A 17,635-nucleotide genomic window follows, 5' to 3' on the forward strand; every position below is an offset into this window, starting at 1 on the left:
GCGGCTCACCCCCGCCCGACGACCGCGCGCCGCGCACGGGTCGCCGCGGCGAGCTCGGCGAGCGCCACCTCGGTCGTGTCGAGGTCGATGCACGCGTCGGTGACGCTGGTGCCGTACTGGAGCCGCTCCGGGTGGCGGCGGTCGAGGTCCTGCCTCCCGGCGACGAGGTTGCTCTCCAGCATCACGCCGCGGATCGCCCGCTCCCCGCCGGCGAGCTGACCGGCGAGGTCCCGCACGACCTCGATCTGGCGCCGGTGGTCCTTCTGGCTGTTGCCGTGGGAGGCGTCGACCACGACCACCTCCGGCAGGCCCCGCCCGGCCAGCTTCCGCCTGGTCTCGGCGATGTGGGCCGCGGAGTGGTTGGGGCCGCTCCTGTCGCCCCGCAGGATGACGTGGGCGGTGTCGTTGCCGGTCGTCGAGAGCTGAGCGCTCACCCCGTGGTGGTCGACACCCAGGAACTCGTGGGGCGCACGCGCGGCCACGACGGCCTGGATCGCGGCGTCGATGCTCCCCTCCGGGGAGTTCTTGAAGCCGACGACGGACGAGAAGCCGGACACCCGCTCCCGCGCCGTCTGGTCGGTGACGTTGCGCGCGCCGACGCCGTTGTAGGTGACCAGCCCGTTGACGTACTGCGGCGTCAGCGCGTTGAGCGGTTCGGCCGCGACCGGCACGCCGAGCTCGGTGATCCGGCACATGAGCATCCGGGTCGCGACCAGGCCGACGCTGATCCGGCTCGATCCGTCGAGGAACGGGTCGTAGGCGAACCCCTTCCAGTCGACCTCGGTCCGAGGCTTCTCCGTGTAGGTCCGCATGAGGATCTCGAGGTCCCGGCCGTGCCGCTCCCGCATGCGGGCGAGGAACGCGGCGTACTCCAGCGCGGCGGCCGGATCGTGGATGGAGCACGGGCCGGCGATGACGGCCAGGCGGTCGTCGGCACCCTCGACGACGGCGGTCACGGCCCGGCGCCCGGTTCGCGTCGTCGCGACGGACCCGGGCGACAGCGGGACGACGGCCGCCACCGCGGCCGGCGTGACGACGACGCTCAGGCCGGTGATGCGGGCGTTCACCAGCCCGGAGAGGTCGACGGGGTCCGCGGGCTCGACCCCCAGCCGCTGCTGGACCCCCGGCAGCAGTTCGGTGAGCGCCGCGTCGATCTGCGCGTTCACCCGGGTCTGGACATCGAGCAGGAGGTCGGCGATCCGGGTCGCGTCCTCCAGGATCCGGTCAGCCGGAATGGGAGCCTCCTCGGTCGTTCCCCACGTCCACGACCTCGAGGAGGCGCGGACCCGCGCGGCCACCCGCACGACCGGGCGCCGACCACGGCCAGTGTGCCGTCAGGCTCCCGGGCGATGACTCACCGGCCCTGCCGACGCTCGGCCGCGGCAGCGGAGACGACCAGGAGCGTGCCCGCGGCCAGGAAGGCCGTCAGCGTCCCGGCGGCCTCGCTGAGCACACCGAGCGCGACGGCGCCGACGGCCTGACCGACGGTGAGCCCGATGAACAGGACGGCCGTCGCGCCCGCCGCGGCGGCGGGGACCCGCTGCGCGCCCCAGGCGAGCAGCACGCCGCTGAGCGCGACGAAGGCGCTGCCGAAGCACGCGAGGGCGATCGCGGCGGGGACCACGGCCCCCGGGAGTGCACCGAGCAGGACCGTGCCCGCGGCGGCGGCCAGCACGGTGGTCCGCCACGCGACGCGCAGGCCGACCCGTCGGACCAGCACGCCGCTGAGCCCGCCGAGCAGGCCGGCCGCCCCGAGGAGGCACCACAACAGACCGGTGACCGCGGGGGGCAGCCCCCCGTCGGCGGTCATGAGGTCCCGGGCGAAGGTCCACACGCCGGCGCAACCGGCGCCGGCCAGGAGCGCGGCGACCAGCGGCCGGCCGAGCCGTGGGGCCAGCGCCCGCTCGTCCGGGTCCGTGCCACCACGACCGGCCGGGCCCTCCGGTACCGAGCGCCAGCGGGTGCGGCGGTCGGCGCACGCGGTGACCAGCAGCGACACGACCGCGAACCCCGCCCACGACCAGCGCCAGGCCTCGGGGACCGACAGCACCAGCAGCCCGCCGCCGACCACGCCGGCGCCCGTGCCGCCGTTCACCAGGCCCTGGGCCCGCGGCTGGTCCGGGAGGGGGATCGTGTGGGCGACGGCGGCGACCAGGGCCGGGGTGGCGGCGCCGGCGCCGCTCCCGGCGATCAACGCGCCCGTGGCCAGCGAGGCCCCGTCCCAGGCGGCGGCCACGAGGATCGAGCCGAGCGCCGCACTGCCGCCGGCCGCCCACAGGGCCCGGCGGGCCCGCCCTCCCCCGACGAGGCGGCTCGCCACCACGGCCGCGCCGCAGTAGCCGACGTAGCCGCCCGCCGCGATGGCGCCGGCAGCGCCGGGCGAGAGCCCGAAGGCGGCGCGGAACTGCGGCAGGTAGAGGCCGTAGCCGTAGCGGGCCAAGCCGTAGGTGACGGCGATGACGGCTGCGCCGGAGACCACCAGGGCCGCTCCGCGGGCGGTCTCCGTCGAGGACCGTAACGATCGTTTTGGCATAACGATCGTTACGCTAGAGCGATGACGAGGGCAGCGGCCAGTCGACCGGCGCGCGAGCGGCTGCTGGCTGCGGCGGGCGAGCTCTTCTACGAGTCCGGCATCGCCGCGACCAGCGTCGACGCGGTCCTGGCTCGCGCCGGCGTGTCCCCCGCGACGATGTACGCCCACTTCGCCGGGAAGGACGCCCTGGTGGCCGCCTACCTCGAGCAACGGCACGAGGTGTGGCGGCGGACCTGGGACGCGGTCCTGGCCGAGCGCGAGGACCCGGTCGAACGGCTGCTGTCGCTGTTCGACGCGGTCGGCCGGTACCGGTCGCACGAGGGCAACCGGCGGGGCTGCGCCTTCCTCGCGGCGGCCACCGAGCTGCCGGCCGACCACCCGGGACACCGGTGGCTGGAAGCGGACACCCACCTGCTCGTGGAGCGCCTGCGCACCCTGGCGTCCGCCGCCGGCGTCCCGGACCCGGACGACGCCGCAGCCACGCTCCTGTTGCTCTACGACGGCGCGCTGGACCGCTTCGCCCGCGCCGCCACGACGCCCGGCCTCCCCGACGACGACCCGCTGGTCCGCGCCCGCGCACTCGCCGCGACGTGGGTCGACGCGCAGCTCGCCGGCCGACGGCGGACCTGAGGCCGGCGCCCGTGGCGCACCGGCCCCTGCCGCGTCGGTCGACGGGGCACGCTCAGGTGACGGTGAAGTGACCGTTCATGCTGGGGTGCGGATCGCAGATGTAGCGGTACTCACCCGGCTCGAAGGTGACCACCCAGAGGGTCTCCACCTTCTCCCCGGGGCCGGTCTTCTCGTCGACCGCCCCGTCCCCACCACTGAGGTGGAAGTTGTGGTCGGCGGTCCGGTCCGTCACCTCGATGTTGTACTCGCCGGCGGGCAGCTGCGTCACCGGATCGCCGTTCTCGTCGACCAGGTCGATCTCGAAGGCGTCCGGGGACTCTTCGGTGCCGACGGTCGCCTGCAGTGTCGGCGCCCCGGCGACCGAGGTGTCCGAGGGATTCGGGTCCTCCTGGCTACACGCAGCGGCCAGCAGGAGGAGGACTGCCAGAGTCCCTCCGGTCGTAGGTCTCATCTCAGCTCCCGGGTCTCGCTGCCCGTCCGGGTGAGCCGGAGCTCGCTCGATGTCGGGTCACGCCCGCTGTGACGGTGGACCTCCCACTTCCGGCGGGGGAGGTCGCTGCTGATGGGTCTACTCCCCTTCCTCCACGACGGCGGCCGAAATCGTCCACCGGCTGAAACACGTGCCGCCGCGTCGCGCCGACCCAGCCCCTCCCCCCTCGTGGTCGAGAAGCTCCACCGCCGCCCTGCTGAACACCCACCGTGCAGTCCAGCGGAACGGACGCAGCGTCGGACACAGAGACGGCCGCGGCCGAACGGGGCCTGGAGCGCCACCGACCGGCGGCATCCTCAGCCGCAGCGGGATACGAGCTGCCTCGTAGTCTGCCGGTGTGCGAGCCGTGCAGATCACCCGCTTCGGCGGCCCCGAGGTCCTCGACGTCGTCGACCTGCCCGACCCGGTCCCCGGTGAGGGGCAGCAGCTGTTCGACGTCTCCTCGGCCGGGGTGAACTTCGCCGACACCCACCAGGTCGAGAACAGCTACCTCGCCCCGCAACAGCTGCCCCTGGTGCCCGGCGCGGAGTTCGTCGGGACCCCGGCAGGTGGGGGGCCCCGGGTGGTCGGGCTGCTCGACGGCGGCGGCTACGCGGAGAAGGTGGCCGCACACCCGCGCCTGACGTGGCCGGTGCCCGACGGTGTGACCGACGAGCAGGCACTGGCCGTCGTCCTCCAGGGCGCGACCGCCTGGCACCTGCTGCGCACCAGCGCGCACCTGGCCGCCGGGGAGACCGTCGTCGTCATCGCCGGCGCCGGCGGGGTCGGCTCCCTGGCGGTCCAGCTGGCCAGGCGGTGGGGCGCCGGGCGGGTCATCGCCACCGCCTCCAGCGCCGAGAAGCGGGCGCTGACCGAGGAGCTGGGCGCCGACGCCAGCGTCGACCCCGCCCTCGCCGACGACGACCCGAAGGCCTTCACCGCCGCGCTGCGCGACGCCAACGGCGGCCGGCCGGTGGACGTCGTCCTGGAGATGACCGGCGGCAACGTCTTCGCCGGGTCCCTGTCCGCGCTGGCCCCCTTCGGAAGGCTGGTCACCTACGGCATGGCCTCCCGCCAGGAGACCCGGACCGTGCCGCCGGGTGCGCTCATGCAGCGCAGCCGCGCCGTCATCGGCTTCTGGCTGGCCCACTGCATGACGCGGCCGCAGATGATGGACGACGCGATGACCGAGCTGCTGCCGCTGGTGGCCGAGGGTGCGCTCAGGCCGATCGCCGGGGGCCGCTACCCACTGACCGCCGTCCGGGAGGCCCACCAGGACCTGCTCGCCCGCCGCACCACCGGCAAGCTCACCCTCGACCCTGCGCGGTAGCGCGGCGGCCCCGTCCCGGGTCCCGGCCCGAGCCTGCGAGGGGTGGCGAGGACCGGGTCCGCCTTCACACGAGGCGGTTGGTCCAGAGCAGGCTGAGGACGAGGCCCACCAACGCGACGAGCACGCCGGCGCGGACGAACCAGTAGCTGACGTCGCGCGGTTCGGTCGTGTAGCCGATCTGGCTGCCGAGGTCCTCGTAGACCTGCTCGAGCTCCGCGGCGCTGGCCGCCTCGCTGTAGCTGCCGCCGGTCTCGTCGGCGACCCGCTCCAGCGTCTCGCGGTCCACCGGCACGGGCACCCGCTCACCGTCGAGGTCGAGGGTGCCGTAGTCGGTGCCGAACGCGATGGTGGAGACCGGGATGCCGGCGTCGACGGCGGCGCTGATCGCCTGGGTGTCGTCGCGGCCCACGGTGTTGTAGCCGTCGGACAGCAGCACGATCCGCGCCGGGGGTAGGTCCTCCTCGGGCGCGTCCAGCGTCGCCTGGTAGTTCTGCACCGCGGTCAGCGACGTGAACACCGCCTCGCCGATCGCGGTCGACTCGGCCAGGTCCAGGTTGTCGATCGCCGCGCGCACCTGCCCGCGGTCGGTGGTCGGCGTGACCAGCGTGGTCGCCGTCCCGGCGAAGGACACCAGGCCGAGGTTGATCCGCGCCGGCAGGACGTCGACGAACTGCTTGGCCGCCGTCTGCATCGCCTCGAACCGGCTCGGCTCGATGTCGGTGGCCTGCATCGACAGCGAGACGTCGACGGCCATGACCACCGTGGCCCGTTCCCGCGGCACGCGGACCTCGGTGGAGGGGACGGCGAGCGAGACGAGCAGCGCGGCCATCCCGAGCGCCACCAGCCCGAAGGCCAGGTGCCGCCGCCACCCGGGCCGCTTGGGCACCAGGGTGTCCAGCAGGGCGACGTTGGTGAACCGGGCCGCGTAGGCCTTGCGGCGCAGCTGCAGCACCACGTACAGCGCGACCAGCGCCACGACGGCGAGCAGGGCGAGCAGCCACAACGGGGCCTGGAAGGTCATCGGGCGGCTCCTCCGCGGTCGCGGCAGGACGTCGGGATCGAGGATGTCATCGCGACGCGCCCCCGGAGCCGGCGCGCCGCCGGTCCGCGACGAAGCGGACGACGTCCATCAGCCAGTCGCGGTCGGTGCGCAGCTGCAGGTGCCCGGCGCCGGCCCTCCGCAGGGCCGCGGCGACCTCCGCGCGCTGGGCCGCGGCACCGGCGGCGAAGCGGGCGCGGAACTCCGCGTCCCCGGTCGGCACCTCCATCGTCTGCCCGCTCTCGGGGTCGACGACGGTGAGCAGGCCGACGTCGGGCAGCTCCAGCTCCCGGGGGTCCACCACCTCGATGGCGAGCAGCTCGTGCCGCCCGGACAGGCCGCGCAGGGGGCGTTCCCAGTCGGCGGTGCCCCGCGCGTCAGAACCGAGGAAGTCCGAGACCACGACGACCAGCCCGCGGCGGCGCTGCGGCCGGCGCAGGGACTCCAGGGCGGCGGCGAGGTCGCCGCGGCGGCCCCCGGTCGCGCGGGGTGTGGCGACGACGGCGCGCAGCAGCCGGTCGGCGGCCAGCCGGCCGGACGCCGCGGGGTAGCGGTCGACCCGCTCGCCGGTGGTAACGACCGCGCCGAGGCGGTTGCCGCCCCGGACGGTCAGGTGGCTGACCGCCGCCAGGCCGGCGATGGCGAGATCGCGCTTCTGGCAGCGCGCGGTGCCGAAGTCGAGGCTGGCCGAGAGGTCCACGACCGCCCACGTCTCCAGCTCGCGGTCGGCGACCGTCTCGCGCACGTGCGGCACCAGGGTGCGCGCGGTCACCGGCCAGTCCATCCGCCGGACGTCGTCGCCGGGGTGGTAGGTGCGCGAGTCGCCGGCCTCGCTGCCGGACCCCGGGACCAGCCCCAGGTGGTCCCCCTGGAGCAGACCGTCGAGACGGCGCCGGATGGTGAGCTCCAGCCGCTGCAGCAGGACGTCGGCCGGGCCCTCGGCGAAGTTCGGCGGCGCCCCGTCCCCCGATCCCGGGTCGATACCGGAGCCGGGCGTGGGCGCGTGCCGGGCCGGTTCCGGCTCCGCGGGCTCCGCCGTGCGGCGACGCAGGATCACGCCGGTGCGGACCCGCGTGCGAAGCCGTTCCCGGTGGGGCCGGATCCGCCGTACGGCGCCCCGCCCGGCTGGCCCTGGGGAGCCGGCTGACCCTCGGGACCCGCGGCGCCCTGACCGCCCGCCGCGCCCTGCGGACCGGACTGGCCGGGGCCGGGGCCGAACTGCGGCACGGGCTGCCCCTGCGGCAGCGGCTGGCCCTGCGGCGGACTGAACTGCGGACCCGGCTGGCCGGGAGCGAACTGCGGCTGCCCCGGGAGCGGCCCGAACTGGGGCACGGCCGGCCCGCCGGGCGCGCTCGGGCCGAAGCCACCGGCCCGCTGCCGAGGCGTCACCTGCGGCAGCGGCACGGTCTGCAGGATCCGCTTGACCACGTGGTCGGCGGGCACGCCGTCGGCCAGCGCGTCGTAGGAGAGCACCAGCCGGTGGCGCAGCACGTCGGCGGTGACGTCGAGGACGTCCTGGGGCAGCACGTAGTCCCGGCCACGGACCAGCGCCAGCGCCCGGCTGGCGGCGATCAGGCCGAGCGAGGCGCGGGGGCTGGCGCCGTAGGAGACCCACGCGGCGACGTCGTCCATGCCGTGCTCGCGCGGCGCGCGGGTGGCCACCACCAGGCGGACGACGTAGTCGACCAGCGCGTGGTGCACGAACACCTGCGAGGCGGTGTGTTGCATCCGGACGAGGTCGACGGGGCCGAGGACGGTGTCGGCCACCGGCGGCGTCGCGCCCATCCGGTAGATGATCTCGCGCTCCTCTTCCGGGCTCGGGTAGTCCACGAGCACCTTCATGAGGAACCGGTCGCGCTGGGCCTCGGGCAGCGGGTAGACGCCCTCGGACTCGATCGGGTTCTGGGTGGCCAGCACGAGGAAGGGGTCGGGCAGCGGGTGGGTGACACCACCGATGGAGACCTGCTTCTCGGCCATGACCTCCAGCAGCGCCGACTGCACCTTGGCCGGCGCGCGGTTGATCTCGTCGGTCAGCACGAAGTTCGCGAACACCGGCCCGAGCTCGGTGTCGAAGGCATCCTGGCCGGCCTTGTAGATGCGGGTGCCGATGATGTCGGCGGGCACCAGGTCGGGGGTGAACTGCAGGCGGGCGAACGAGCCGCCGACGACGGTGGCCAGCGTCTCCACCGCGAGGGTCTTGGCGACGCCGGGCACACCCTCCAGCAGCACGTGACCGCGGGCGAGCACCGCGACGAGCATCCGCTCGACCAGCCGGTCCTGCCCCACGATGACCCGCTTGATCTCGAACAGCACCCGCTCCAGGCGGGCCGCGTCGGCCGACGGCGGCACCGGTTGACCGGCGGCCGATGCGCCGGCGGGCTGCTCGAGGGGGGTGCTGGCGGCGCTGGTCACGCGGTCTCCTCGCTGGGGATCGTCCCTGTGGAGGACAAGTGTCCTACACGGACCTGGACGCTTCCCGGACGCGCGTCGTCCGCCCGCCCCGGGCGAGCCACGATCACCGCCAGACCGGCGCGCCGACCGTCCGCGTGGCGTGTGCGCACCCCTGCCCGCGGACCCCGCAGGCTGCTAGCCTCGATCCCGCGTCGGGCAGCTCCCCCCGTGGCTGCCCGACGCCCTCATGCCCGGCCTCCGGTCCCGCCACGAGCGGCGAGGGATGGGGAGGACGGGGTCCTCCCTCAGCCAGTGGGGCGGACGGCGCCGTAGTAGTCCGAGCCGAACCACATCGACGAGATCCTGACCACGTCGTTGCTCTGCGGCGCCTGGATGACCTGGCCGTTCCCGATGTACAGGGCCACGTGGTAGATCGACGTGTAGACGCTCCCGTTGGCCCAGAAGACCAGGTCCCCGGGCTGCAGGTCCGAGGCCGCCACGGTCCGGTCGCGGAACCGCCAGTACTGGTCCCGGCTGGTGCTGCCGATCGCGATGCCGACCGCGGCGTAGGCGTACTCGGTCAGGCCCGAGCAGTCGAAGCCGAAGATGCCGGTGTCCGGCGGGATGCCGTAGGACGGGCCCCGGCTGCTGCCGCCGCCCCAGCTGTAGGGCAGCCCACCCTGGGACTTCGCCGCCGCGATCGCGACCTGGACGGCCGACCCCGTGGGGGTCCCGGCCGTCGTGCTGCCGGTGGGCTTCGATGCGCCACCCGACGACGCGCCGCCCGAGGACGAACTCCCCGACGACGAGCCCCCCGAGGACGAGCTGCCCGACCCGGACGTGGTCGCCGGCGGGCGGGACTGCGCCGCCTGCTCCGCTGCCGCGGCAGCCGCCGCGGCGTCCCGGGCGCCCTCGGCGCCGTAGAGCACCTCCTGCGCCTCGGCGAGCTCGGCCTCCCACGTCTGGCGCCGCACGCTGAGCTCCGCGGTCAGCGCGCGGGCGGAGACCTCCTGCTGCTGGGCGGCGGCCAGGAGCTCCCCCGCCTGCGCCTCGAGCTCGGTGGCCTCCTGCACCGCCTCCCGGGCCGCATCCTCGGCCGCGGTGGCCTGCGCCTCGAGGACGGTCAGCTGGGTGACGACGTCCACGCGGTGCGAACCGGCGGCGTCGAGCAGCGCCGCCCGCTCCACCAGCTGGGCCGGGCCCTCGGCGCTCATCAGGGCCGCGGCGCCGGGGGTGGTGCTGCCCTGCATGTAACTGGACCGCGCGAAGGCGACGACCTGCGCCCGGCCGCGCGCGAGCTCGGCCTCGGCCTGCACGGCCGCCTCCGCGGCGGCGTCGGCCGCAGCCTGCGCCTCCTGCTGGGCGGCGCGGCGCTCCTCGTACTCCTGCAGCGCGATCTGCGCGGCTTGATGCGCCGCCGCGGCCGACGCCTCGGCCTGCGCCAGCTCCGCGCTGATGGCACCGACCTGCGCCGCGGCGGCATCCCGTTCGCTCCGGGCGGCGGCGACCGCGTCGTCCTCCGGGGTGGCGGACGCCGTCCCGGGCGCCAGACCCACGATCACGAGCGTGACGGCGGCCGTCCCGACGCCACGGAGCCACCGGGGACCCCGGCCCCTCGTGCGACTCCGGTCAGTACGTCCTGCGCTGTCCACGACCCGACCCCTCCTCGACCCTGCACCGACGCGCTCCGGGGAGCGCTTCCTGGTGCGGGATCGACCCGTCCGGTGAGGGGGTTGAGCACCCCCTCACCCGGAGGGGTGATGCCGGGTCAGTTGACCTGACGGTCGGACGTGGACCAGAACGCCTCGCGCAGTTTGAACTTCTGGATCTTGCCGGTGGCGGTGCGGGCGATCTCGCTGGTGAACTCCACCCGCTTCGGGGCCTTGTAGGTGGCGATCCGCTCGCGGCAGTGGGCGATGATCTCCTCCGCCGTCGCCGTCTGCCCCTCGGCGAGGACGACGATCGCGGTGACCATCTCCCCCCACTTGTCGTCGGGGACCCCGATGACGGCGACCTCCGCGACGGCGGGGTGGCTGAAGACGGCGTCCTCCACCTCGATGGAGGAGACGTTCTCGCCGCCGGTGATGATCACGTCCTTCTTGCGGTCGGAGATCGTGAGGTAGCCGCCCTCGTCGATCGTCCCGCCGTCCCCGGTGTGGAACCAGCCGCCCTCCAGCGCCTCGCCGGAGGCGTCGGGGTTGTTCCAGTACCCAGCCAGGACGGTGTTGCCCTGGGCCAGCACCTCCCCCGACTCGCTGGTGCTCAGCCGGATGCCCAGCGCAGGCACGCCCGCCCGGGACAGCCGCTTGGCCCGCTCCTCGGCGTCCAGGTGGTCGTACTCCTCCCGCGGGCGGTTGATGGTGAGCAGCGGCGCGGTCTCGGTGAGGCCGTAGATCTGGTTGAACTCCCAACCCAGCTCCGCCTCGACCCGGGCGATGGTGCGCGAGGGCGGCGGAGCGCCGGCGACGATGATGCGCACCCGGTCGCGACCGGGGATCTCGCCGTCCCAGTCGGCGGCGGCGTCGAGCACGGCGTTCCACACCGCCGGCGCACCGGCCATGACCGTCACGCCGTGTTGCTCGACCCGCCGCAGGATCTCCGGGCCGTCGACCTTGCGCAGCACCACCTGGCGGGCGCCCAGCCCGGCGGTGGAGTACGGCAGGCCCCAGCCGTTGCAGTGGAACATCGGCAGCGTGTGCATGTAGACGTCGCGGTCGCTGATCTGCATGTGCATGGCGAAGGTGACGGCGTTGACCCACTCGTTGCGGTGGGTCATCTGCACGCCCTTGGGCCGGGCCGTCGTCCCGCTGGTGTAGTTGATGGTGGCGATGGCGTCCTCGTCCGGCTCCGACCACGGCCGCGGCTCGGTGTCGAACCGCAGCAGCTGCTCGTACTCCTCGCCGGTGCTGAACTTGTGCTCGGCCTCCACGCTCTTGAGGGAGGCCTCGAGCTCCGGGTCGACCAGCAGCACCCGGGCGCCGCAGTGGCCGACGATGTAGCTGACCTCCTCCGGTTGCAGCCGGAAGTTGACCGGGACGGCGACCCGGCCGGACGACGGGACGGCGAGCAGGCACTCCAGCAGCCGGCCGGCGTTGTGGCTGACGATCGCCACCCGCTCACCCTCACCCACGCCGAGCGCGTCGAGCCCGGCCTGCAGGGCGCGTCCCCGCCGGGCCACCTCGCGGTAGGTGAGCTCGCCGGTCGAGGGCGCCGGCTGGTTGGGCTCGTCGACGATGCCGACGCGGTCGCCGTAGACCAGCTCGGCACGGTCCAGGAAGTCACGGGTGGTCAAGGGCACGCGCATGTCCGGCTCCCGGGTGCTGTGGCCGCCCCCGGACCGGGAGCCAGCCGCTGGACGTGGTCCCTGTCACGCTAGCTGGCACGGGGCGGATCGGGCAGGTCTCGGAACCCGCCGCGGTCAGCGGGCGACCAGGCGCGGCAGGGCGGTGCCGATCGGCTCGCGGACGACGAGGTCGGCGAGGGCGTCGTAGGGCGTGGGCTCGGCGTTGACGACGACGACCCGTGCGCCGGCGCCCGCCGCCAGGTCGGTGAGACCGGCCGCGGGGTGGACGGTGAGGGAGGTGCCGACGGCCAGGAACACGTCGCAGTCGGTGGCGGCCACGGCGGCGGCCTCGATGACCTCGGCGTCCAGGACCTGGCCGAAGCTGATCGTCGCCGACTTGAGGATGCCGCCGCAGCGCCGGCACGCCGGGTCGGCCTCGCCGGCATCGACCCGGGCCAGCGCGTCGGCCATCGTCGTCCGATCGCGGCAGGACAGGCACTCGACCTCGTGCACGGTGCCGTGCAGCTCCAGCACGAGCGCGGGCGAGGACCCGGCGGCCTGGTGCAGGCCGTCGATGTTCTGGGTGAGCAGCCCGCGCAGCCGGCCCTGCCGCTCGAGCTCGACGAGGGCCCGGTGCCCGGCGTTGGGGCGGACCTCTCCGACCTGCAGGTCGCGGCGCATCAGCCAGGCCCGGCGCCGGATGTCGGGGTCGGCCACGTAGTAGGACAGCGTCACGAGCTTCTCGGCGTCCGGGTCCCTCGTCCAGACGCCGTTCGGGCCGCGGTAGTCGGGGATGCCGCTGTCAGTGGAGATCCCCGCGCCGGTGAGCACGGTGACCCGCTCCGCGGAGGTCAGCCAGTCGGGCAGCGGGTCGGGCACGGTGCCGGTCGTCACGGCGTCCACGGTAGGAGGGCCGCCGCCCCGCCCTCACCCCGCACGACCAGCCCGGCGCGCCGGCACCCCGCACGACCAGCCCGGCGCGCCGGCACCCCGCACGATCAGCCCGGCTCACCGGCACCCCGCACGATCAGCCCGGCTCACCGGAGCGCCTCCTGGCTCACCGCCGGCGGTGAGCCAGGACACCGCACGACCAGCCCGGCTGATCGTGCGGCGCCCCCTCCTGGGAGGGAAGGGTCGCCTCACCTGCGCGGGGATGGCGGACGGCTGGGATGATCGGGGGTGGCAATCAGCGCGACAGACCAGCGAGGGGTAGGCGCAGAGAATTGGCAGCCAGCAAGGACAGCTTCGGGGCACGGTCGACGCTCACCGTCGACGGCACCGACTACGACATCTACCGGCTCGACGCGGTGGAGGGCTCCGAGAAGCTGCCCTTCAGCCTGAAGGTCCTCCTCGAGAACCTGCTGCGCACGGAGGACGGCGCGGACATCACCGCCGAGCACGTCCGGGCGATCGCCAGCTGGGACCCGACCGCGGAGCCCAACCAGGAGATCCAGTTCACCCCGGCCCGCGTGGTCATGCAGGACTTCACCGGCGTTCCCTGCATCGTCGACCTCGCCACCATGCGCGAGGCCATGGCCGAGATCGGCGGCGACCCGCAGAAGATCAACCCGCTCGCCCCGGCCGAGCTCGTCATCGACCACTCCGTCATCGCCGACGTCTTCGGGACCCCGGAGTCCTTCGAGCGCAACGTCGAGATCGAGTACGAGCGCAACGGCGAGCGCTACCAGTTCCTCCGCTGGGGCCAGGGGGCCTTCAGCGACTTCAAGGTCGTACCGCCGGGCACCGGCATCGTGCACCAGGTCAACATCGAGCACCTGGCCCGCGTGGTCTTCCCGCGGCAGGAGGGGGACCGCGTCGTCGCCTACCCCGACACCTGCGTCGGCACCGACTCGCACACCACGATGGTCAACGGCCTGGGCGTGCTGGGCTGGGGCGTCGGCGGCATCGAGGCCGAGGCCGCGATGCTCGGCCAGCCGGTCTCGATGCTCATCCCGCGGGTCGTCGGCTTCAAGCTGACCGGTGAGCTGCCCGACGGCGCCACCGCCACCGACCTCGTCCTGACCATCACCGAGATGCTCCGCCAGCACGGCGTGGTCGGGAAGTTCGTCGAGTTCTACGGCGCCGGCGTCTCCGCCGTCCCGCTGGCCAACCGGGCCACGATCGGCAACATGAGCCCGGAGTTCGGCTCCACCGCGGCGATGTTCCCCATCGACGAGGAGACCATCACCTACCTGCGGCTCACCGGCCGCAGCGCCGAGCAGGTCGCGCTGGTCGAGGCCTACGCCAAGGAGCAGGGTCTCTGGCACGACGCCTCCCGCGAGCCGGCCTTCTCCGAGTACCTGGAGCTGGACCTCTCCACCGTCGTCCCGTCGATCGCCGGCCCAAAGCGCCCGCAGGACCGCGTCGCCATCACCGACGCCAAGGCCTCGTTCCGGGAGGCGCTGCCGACCTATGCGCCGATCGACGAGATGCAGAAGGACGACGACGACGCCCCGCGCGACGCCGGCTCCAGTGTTGACGAGGCGGTCGAGGAGACCTTCCCGGCCTCCGACCCGGCCAGCCCCTTCGCGCACGGCAACGGCGCCTCCGGCAAGCCGCACGGCGCCTCCCACGGCCCGGTGGACGGCGACCGCGCGTCCAAGCCCACGCGGGTGGTCATGGAGGACGGCACCGAGACCTTCGTCGACCACGGCCACGTCGTGATCGCCGCGATCACCTCGTGCACCAACACCTCCAACCCGCAGGTGATGATCGGCGCGGCGCTGCTGGCCAAGAACGCCGTGGAGCGCGGCCTGACCAGCAAGCCGTGGGTGAAGACGACGCTGGCCCCCGGGTCCAAGGTCGTCATGGACTACTACGAGAAGGCCGAGCTCACCCCGTACCTGGAGAAGCTGGGCTTCTACCTGGTCGGCTACGGCTGCACCACCTGCATCGGCAACTCCGGCCCACTGCCGGAGCCGGTGTCCGCGGCGGTCAACGAGGCCGACCTCGCCGTCGTCTCGGTGCTGTCGGGCAACCGCAACTTCGAGGGCCGGATCAACCCCGATGTCAAGATGAACTACCTGGCCAGCCCGCCGCTGGTGATCGCCTACGCGCTGGCCGGCTCGATGGACGTCGACCTGAACAACGACCCGCTGGGCCAGGACGCCGACGGCAACGACGTGTACCTGCACGACATCTGGCCGTCCCCGCAGGAGGTCCAGCGGGTCATCGACCACGCCGTCTCGGCGGAGCAGTTCGGCCGCAGCTACGAGGACGTCTTCGCCGGCACCGAGCAGTGGCAGAACCTGCCCACGCCGACCGGTGACACCTTCGACTGGGACCCGCAGAGCACCTACGTCCGCCGTCCCCCGTACTTCGACGGCATGCCGGCCGAGCCGGCCCCGGTCGGCGACATCACCGGCGCCCGCACGCTGGCGGTGCTCGGCGACTCGGTGACCACCGACCACATCTCGCCGGCCGGGTCCATCAAGGCCGACTCCCCCGCCGGGGAGTACCTGCGCGAGCACGGCGTCGAGCGGCGCGACTTCAACTCCTACGGCTCCCGCCGCGGCAACCACGAGGTCATGATCCGCGGCACCTTCGCCAACATCCGGCTGCGCAACCAGCTGGCGCCGGGCACCGAGGGTGGCGTCACCAAGAACCACCTCACCGGCGAGACGACGTCGATCTACGACGCCTCGCAGGCCTACCAGGAGGCCGGCATCCCGCTGGTCGTGCTGGCCGGCAAGGAGTACGGCTCGGGCTCCTCCCGTGACTGGGCGGCCAAGGGCACGGCTCTGCTGGGTGTCAAGGCGGTCATCGCCGAGAGCTACGAGCGCATCCACCGCTCGAACCTCATCGGCATGGGCGTGCTGCCGCTGCAGTTCCCCGAGGGCCAGAACCGCGAGTCGCTGGGCCTGACCGGCGACGAGGAGTTCACGATCACCGGGATCACCGCGCTCAACGACGGCGAGACGCCGCGCACGGTGAAGGTGCAGGCCGGCGACACCGAGTTCGACGCCGTCGTCCGGATCGACACCCCCGGTGAGGCGAACTACTACCGCAACGGCGGGATCATGCAGTACGTCCTGCGCTCCCTGCGGGGCTCTGCCAACTGATGGCTGCCCGCTGATGGACCTGGGCCTGGGCGGTCGCGGATTCCTGCTCACCGGCGCGAGCCGGGGGCTGGGGTTCGCGACCGCCCAGGCCCTGGTCGACGACGGCGCCCGGGTGCTGGTCAGCTCCCGCTCCGCCGACGCCGTCGGCAGCGCCGCCGAGGAGCTCGGCGGCGCACCGGCCGCTCACGGCGAGGCCGCGGACCTCGGCGACCCCGGGGCCGCCCAGCGGCTGGTCGAGACGGCGCTGGAGCGGCTGGGCGAGCTGCACGGCTCGCTGATCTCGGTCGGCGGGCCCGCTCCCGGCACGGTGCTCGACACCGCCGAGGAGCACTGGCGCGACGGCGTCGAGAGCCTGCTGCTCGGGCCGCTGCGCCTGGTGAAGGCGCTCGTCCCGCACCTGTGCGAGGGCGCCGCGATCGCCTTCGTGCTCTCCACGTCCGTGCGGCAGCCCCTGGAGGGTCTGGCGGTCTCCAACGGGTTGCGGCCCGGCCTCGCCATGACCGCCAAGGGCCTGTCGGACGAACTGGGCCCGCGCGGGATCCGGGTCGTGGGGCTGCTGCCGGGGGCCACCGCCACCGACCGCATCCTCGAGATCGACTCGCAGAAGCCGGACCCCGACGCCGCCCGCCGCGCGACCGAGGCGTCGATCCCGCTACGCCGCTACGGGCGCCCGGAGGAGTTCGGGCGCGTGGCCGCGTTCCTCCTCTCCCCCGCGGCCTCCTACGTCACCGGGACCATGGTCGCCGTCGACGGCGGCCGGCTGCGCAGTCCGTGACCGGGCCGGTCGACCCCCTGCCCGTGCTGGTCGCCTGCGCCCACGGCACCCGCAACCCCACCGGACGCCGGCTCATCGCCGAACTGGCCCTCGCCGCCCGCGCCCTGCGCCCCGGCCTGACGACGACGGCGGCGTTCGTGGACGTGCAACCCCCCACCGTGGCCGACGTCGTGGCCGGGCTGCGCGCCGACGGGCGGCCCGCCGTCGTCGTCCCGCTGCTGCTGTCGGGCGGCTACCACGTGCACGTGGACATCGCGCGGGCCGTCGAGGGCGCCGCGGGTGCGGTGGCCGCCCGGCCGCTCGGCCCGGACCCGCGACTGGTCGAGGTCCTCGCCGACCGGCTGCGGACCACCCGGGCCGATCCGCGCGACCCGCACACCGCGGTGGTGCTGGCCGCGGCGGGCTCCAGCGACCCGCGCTCGGTCGCCGACGTGCAGGACACCGCCGGGCTCCTGCAGCGCACCTGGGCCGGCCCGGTGACCACGGGCTACGGGTCGGCCGCACAGCCGCCCGTGGCCACGGCGGTCGCCGCCGCCCGCCGGGCGGGTGCCGAGCGGGTCGTCGTGGCGGCCTACCTGCTCGCGCCCGGACACTTCCACGACAAGCTCGCCGGCGCGGGCGCCGACGCCGTCACCGCCCCCCTGCTGCCCGACGAGCGGATCGCCGCGGTGCTGCTCGACCGCTACGACGCGGCGGTGGCCCCGGCCTGACCGTCCGGGCGCGTCCCCCCGGCCACCAGCGCGCGGACGGCGTCGCCGTACGCGGCGGCGGGCACGTCGCCGAGCAGCAGCCGCTGGAGCAGGAACCCGAGGACCAGCGAGAACATCGTGGCCCCCACCTGCTGCGGATCGGCTTCTCGCCGCAACCGCCCGGCCGCCTGGGCCCGACAGCCGTTCGCGGCGAACCGCACGATCGCGGCGTCCACGATCTGGTCGCGGCGACAGGGTCGCTGCTGCGGTCGGTGTCCTGGTTCGGCGGCGCCGGTGCCGCGACACCCGTCCTCGTCCTCACCGGGTGGGCCGTGGCCGGGCTGGTGCTGCTGGCCGCCGGGGCGACGGCCCGCCGTCGGCGGCCGGACGAGCCTGCAGCCGCCAGCGCCGTCGGCGCCGCGGCCTGACCCTGCC

General features: G+C 74.3%; 16 protein-coding genes. 6 read left to right on the plus strand and 10 right to left on the minus strand.

The genetic code is table 11. The features are described from left to right. Positions 1 to 5 precede the first annotated feature (5 nt). Positions 6 to 1,298 carry a 3-deoxy-7-phosphoheptulonate synthase gene (locus CRP39_RS08560; protein WP_245853702.1) on the minus strand — a complete coding sequence of 431 codons (1,293 nt, stop codon included), beginning with the start codon at positions 1,296 to 1,298 and terminating at the stop codon, positions 6 to 8. A gap of 56 nt (positions 1,299 to 1,354) precedes the next feature. Next, entirely contained in the window at positions 1,355 to 2,479 is a 1,125-nt protein-coding gene (locus CRP39_RS08565; protein ID WP_245853703.1) for an MFS transporter, read from the minus strand. Positions 2,480 to 2,554: 75 nt separating this feature from the next. Here CRP39_RS08565 and CRP39_RS08570 point away from each other — a divergent pair, with 75 nt between their 5' ends. After that, positions 2,555 to 3,163, plus strand: coding sequence for a TetR/AcrR family transcriptional regulator (locus CRP39_RS08570; RefSeq protein ID WP_097205962.1), 609 nt, complete (start codon positions 2,555 to 2,557; stop codon positions 3,161 to 3,163). A gap of 52 nt (positions 3,164 to 3,215) precedes the next feature. On the opposite strand, the gene CRP39_RS08575 is transcribed toward CRP39_RS08570, so the two are convergent. Then, the gene (locus tag CRP39_RS08575) at positions 3,216 to 3,614 is read right to left on the minus strand and encodes a cupredoxin domain-containing protein (RefSeq protein ID WP_097205963.1); all 399 of its coding nucleotides are present in this window, start codon (positions 3,612 to 3,614) and stop codon (positions 3,216 to 3,218) included. Between the two features lie 376 nt (positions 3,615 to 3,990). Here CRP39_RS08575 and CRP39_RS08580 point away from each other — a divergent pair, with 376 nt between their 5' ends. Further along, positions 3,991 to 4,962 (plus strand): quinone oxidoreductase family protein, encoded by a 972-nt coding sequence (locus tag CRP39_RS08580; protein ID WP_097205964.1) that lies wholly within the window; start codon positions 3,991 to 3,993, stop codon positions 4,960 to 4,962. Between the two features lie 64 nt (positions 4,963 to 5,026). Here the strand turns inward: CRP39_RS08580 and CRP39_RS08585 are convergent, their stop codons facing one another. The 6 genes from CRP39_RS08585 to CRP39_RS08610 all read right to left on the minus strand — a co-directional run bounded on the left by CRP39_RS08585 (position 5,027) and on the right by CRP39_RS08610 (position 12,569). Then, positions 5,027 to 5,983: a VWA domain-containing protein gene (locus tag CRP39_RS08585; RefSeq protein ID WP_097205965.1), complete on the minus strand. Its 957-nt coding sequence runs from the start codon at positions 5,981 to 5,983 to the stop codon at positions 5,027 to 5,029. Between the two features lie 46 nt (positions 5,984 to 6,029). Further along, positions 6,030 to 7,058: a DUF58 domain-containing protein gene (locus CRP39_RS08590; RefSeq protein WP_097205966.1), complete on the minus strand. Its 1,029-nt coding sequence runs from the start codon at positions 7,056 to 7,058 to the stop codon at positions 6,030 to 6,032. After that, positions 7,055 to 8,413, minus strand: a complete 1,359-nt coding sequence (locus tag CRP39_RS27980; protein WP_097205967.1) for an AAA family ATPase — start codon at positions 8,411 to 8,413, stop codon at positions 7,055 to 7,057. Before CRP39_RS27980 ends, CRP39_RS08590 begins: the two co-directional genes overlap by 4 nt. Positions 8,414 to 8,697: 284 nt before the next feature. Further along, complete coding sequence (locus tag CRP39_RS08600; RefSeq protein ID WP_245853705.1) at positions 8,698 to 9,948, minus strand: C40 family peptidase; 1,251 nt, start codon at positions 9,946 to 9,948, stop codon at positions 8,698 to 8,700. 212 nt (positions 9,949 to 10,160) lie between these two features. After that, positions 10,161 to 11,696: a long-chain-fatty-acid--CoA ligase gene (locus tag CRP39_RS08605; RefSeq protein WP_097205968.1), complete on the minus strand. Its 1,536-nt coding sequence runs from the start codon at positions 11,694 to 11,696 to the stop codon at positions 10,161 to 10,163. A 114-nt stretch (positions 11,697 to 11,810) separates the two neighbouring features. Continuing rightward, positions 11,811 to 12,569: an SIR2 family NAD-dependent protein deacylase gene (locus tag CRP39_RS08610; protein ID WP_216359663.1), complete on the minus strand. Its 759-nt coding sequence runs from the start codon at positions 12,567 to 12,569 to the stop codon at positions 11,811 to 11,813. A 329-nt stretch (positions 12,570 to 12,898) separates the two neighbouring features. On the opposite strand from CRP39_RS08610, the gene CRP39_RS08615 reads away from it, so the two are divergent. The 3 genes from CRP39_RS08615 to CRP39_RS08625 are packed head-to-tail and all read left to right on the plus strand — an operon-like array spanning position 12,899 to position 17,221. Further along, complete coding sequence (locus tag CRP39_RS08615) at positions 12,899 to 15,736, plus strand: aconitate hydratase (protein ID WP_216359664.1); 2,838 nt, start codon at positions 12,899 to 12,901, stop codon at positions 15,734 to 15,736. Positions 15,737 to 15,749: 13 nt separating this feature from the next. Continuing rightward, positions 15,750 to 16,511, plus strand: a complete 762-nt coding sequence (locus CRP39_RS08620) for an SDR family oxidoreductase (protein ID WP_097205970.1) — start codon at positions 15,750 to 15,752, stop codon at positions 16,509 to 16,511. Then, positions 16,508 to 17,221 (plus strand): sirohydrochlorin chelatase, encoded by a 714-nt coding sequence (locus CRP39_RS08625; protein ID WP_245853706.1) that lies wholly within the window; start codon positions 16,508 to 16,510, stop codon positions 17,219 to 17,221. Before CRP39_RS08620 ends, CRP39_RS08625 begins: the two co-directional genes overlap by 4 nt. Here the strand turns inward: CRP39_RS08625 and CRP39_RS08630 are convergent. Further along, complete coding sequence (locus tag CRP39_RS08630) at positions 17,194 to 17,436, minus strand: hypothetical protein (RefSeq protein ID WP_097205971.1); 243 nt, start codon at positions 17,434 to 17,436, stop codon at positions 17,194 to 17,196. The genes CRP39_RS08625 and CRP39_RS08630 overlap by 28 nt on opposite strands. A 36-nt stretch (positions 17,437 to 17,472) precedes the next feature. On the opposite strand from CRP39_RS08630, the gene CRP39_RS26730 reads away from it, so the two are divergent. Next, a complete protein-coding gene (locus CRP39_RS26730; RefSeq protein ID WP_172442348.1) occupies positions 17,473 to 17,628 on the plus strand; it encodes a hypothetical protein in 156 nt (51 codons plus the stop codon). Positions 17,629 to 17,635: the final 7 nt, after the last annotated feature.

The organism is Geodermatophilus sabuli (assembly GCF_900215145.1).
GTDB lineage: Bacteria > Actinomycetota > Actinomycetes > Mycobacteriales > Geodermatophilaceae > Geodermatophilus > Geodermatophilus sabuli.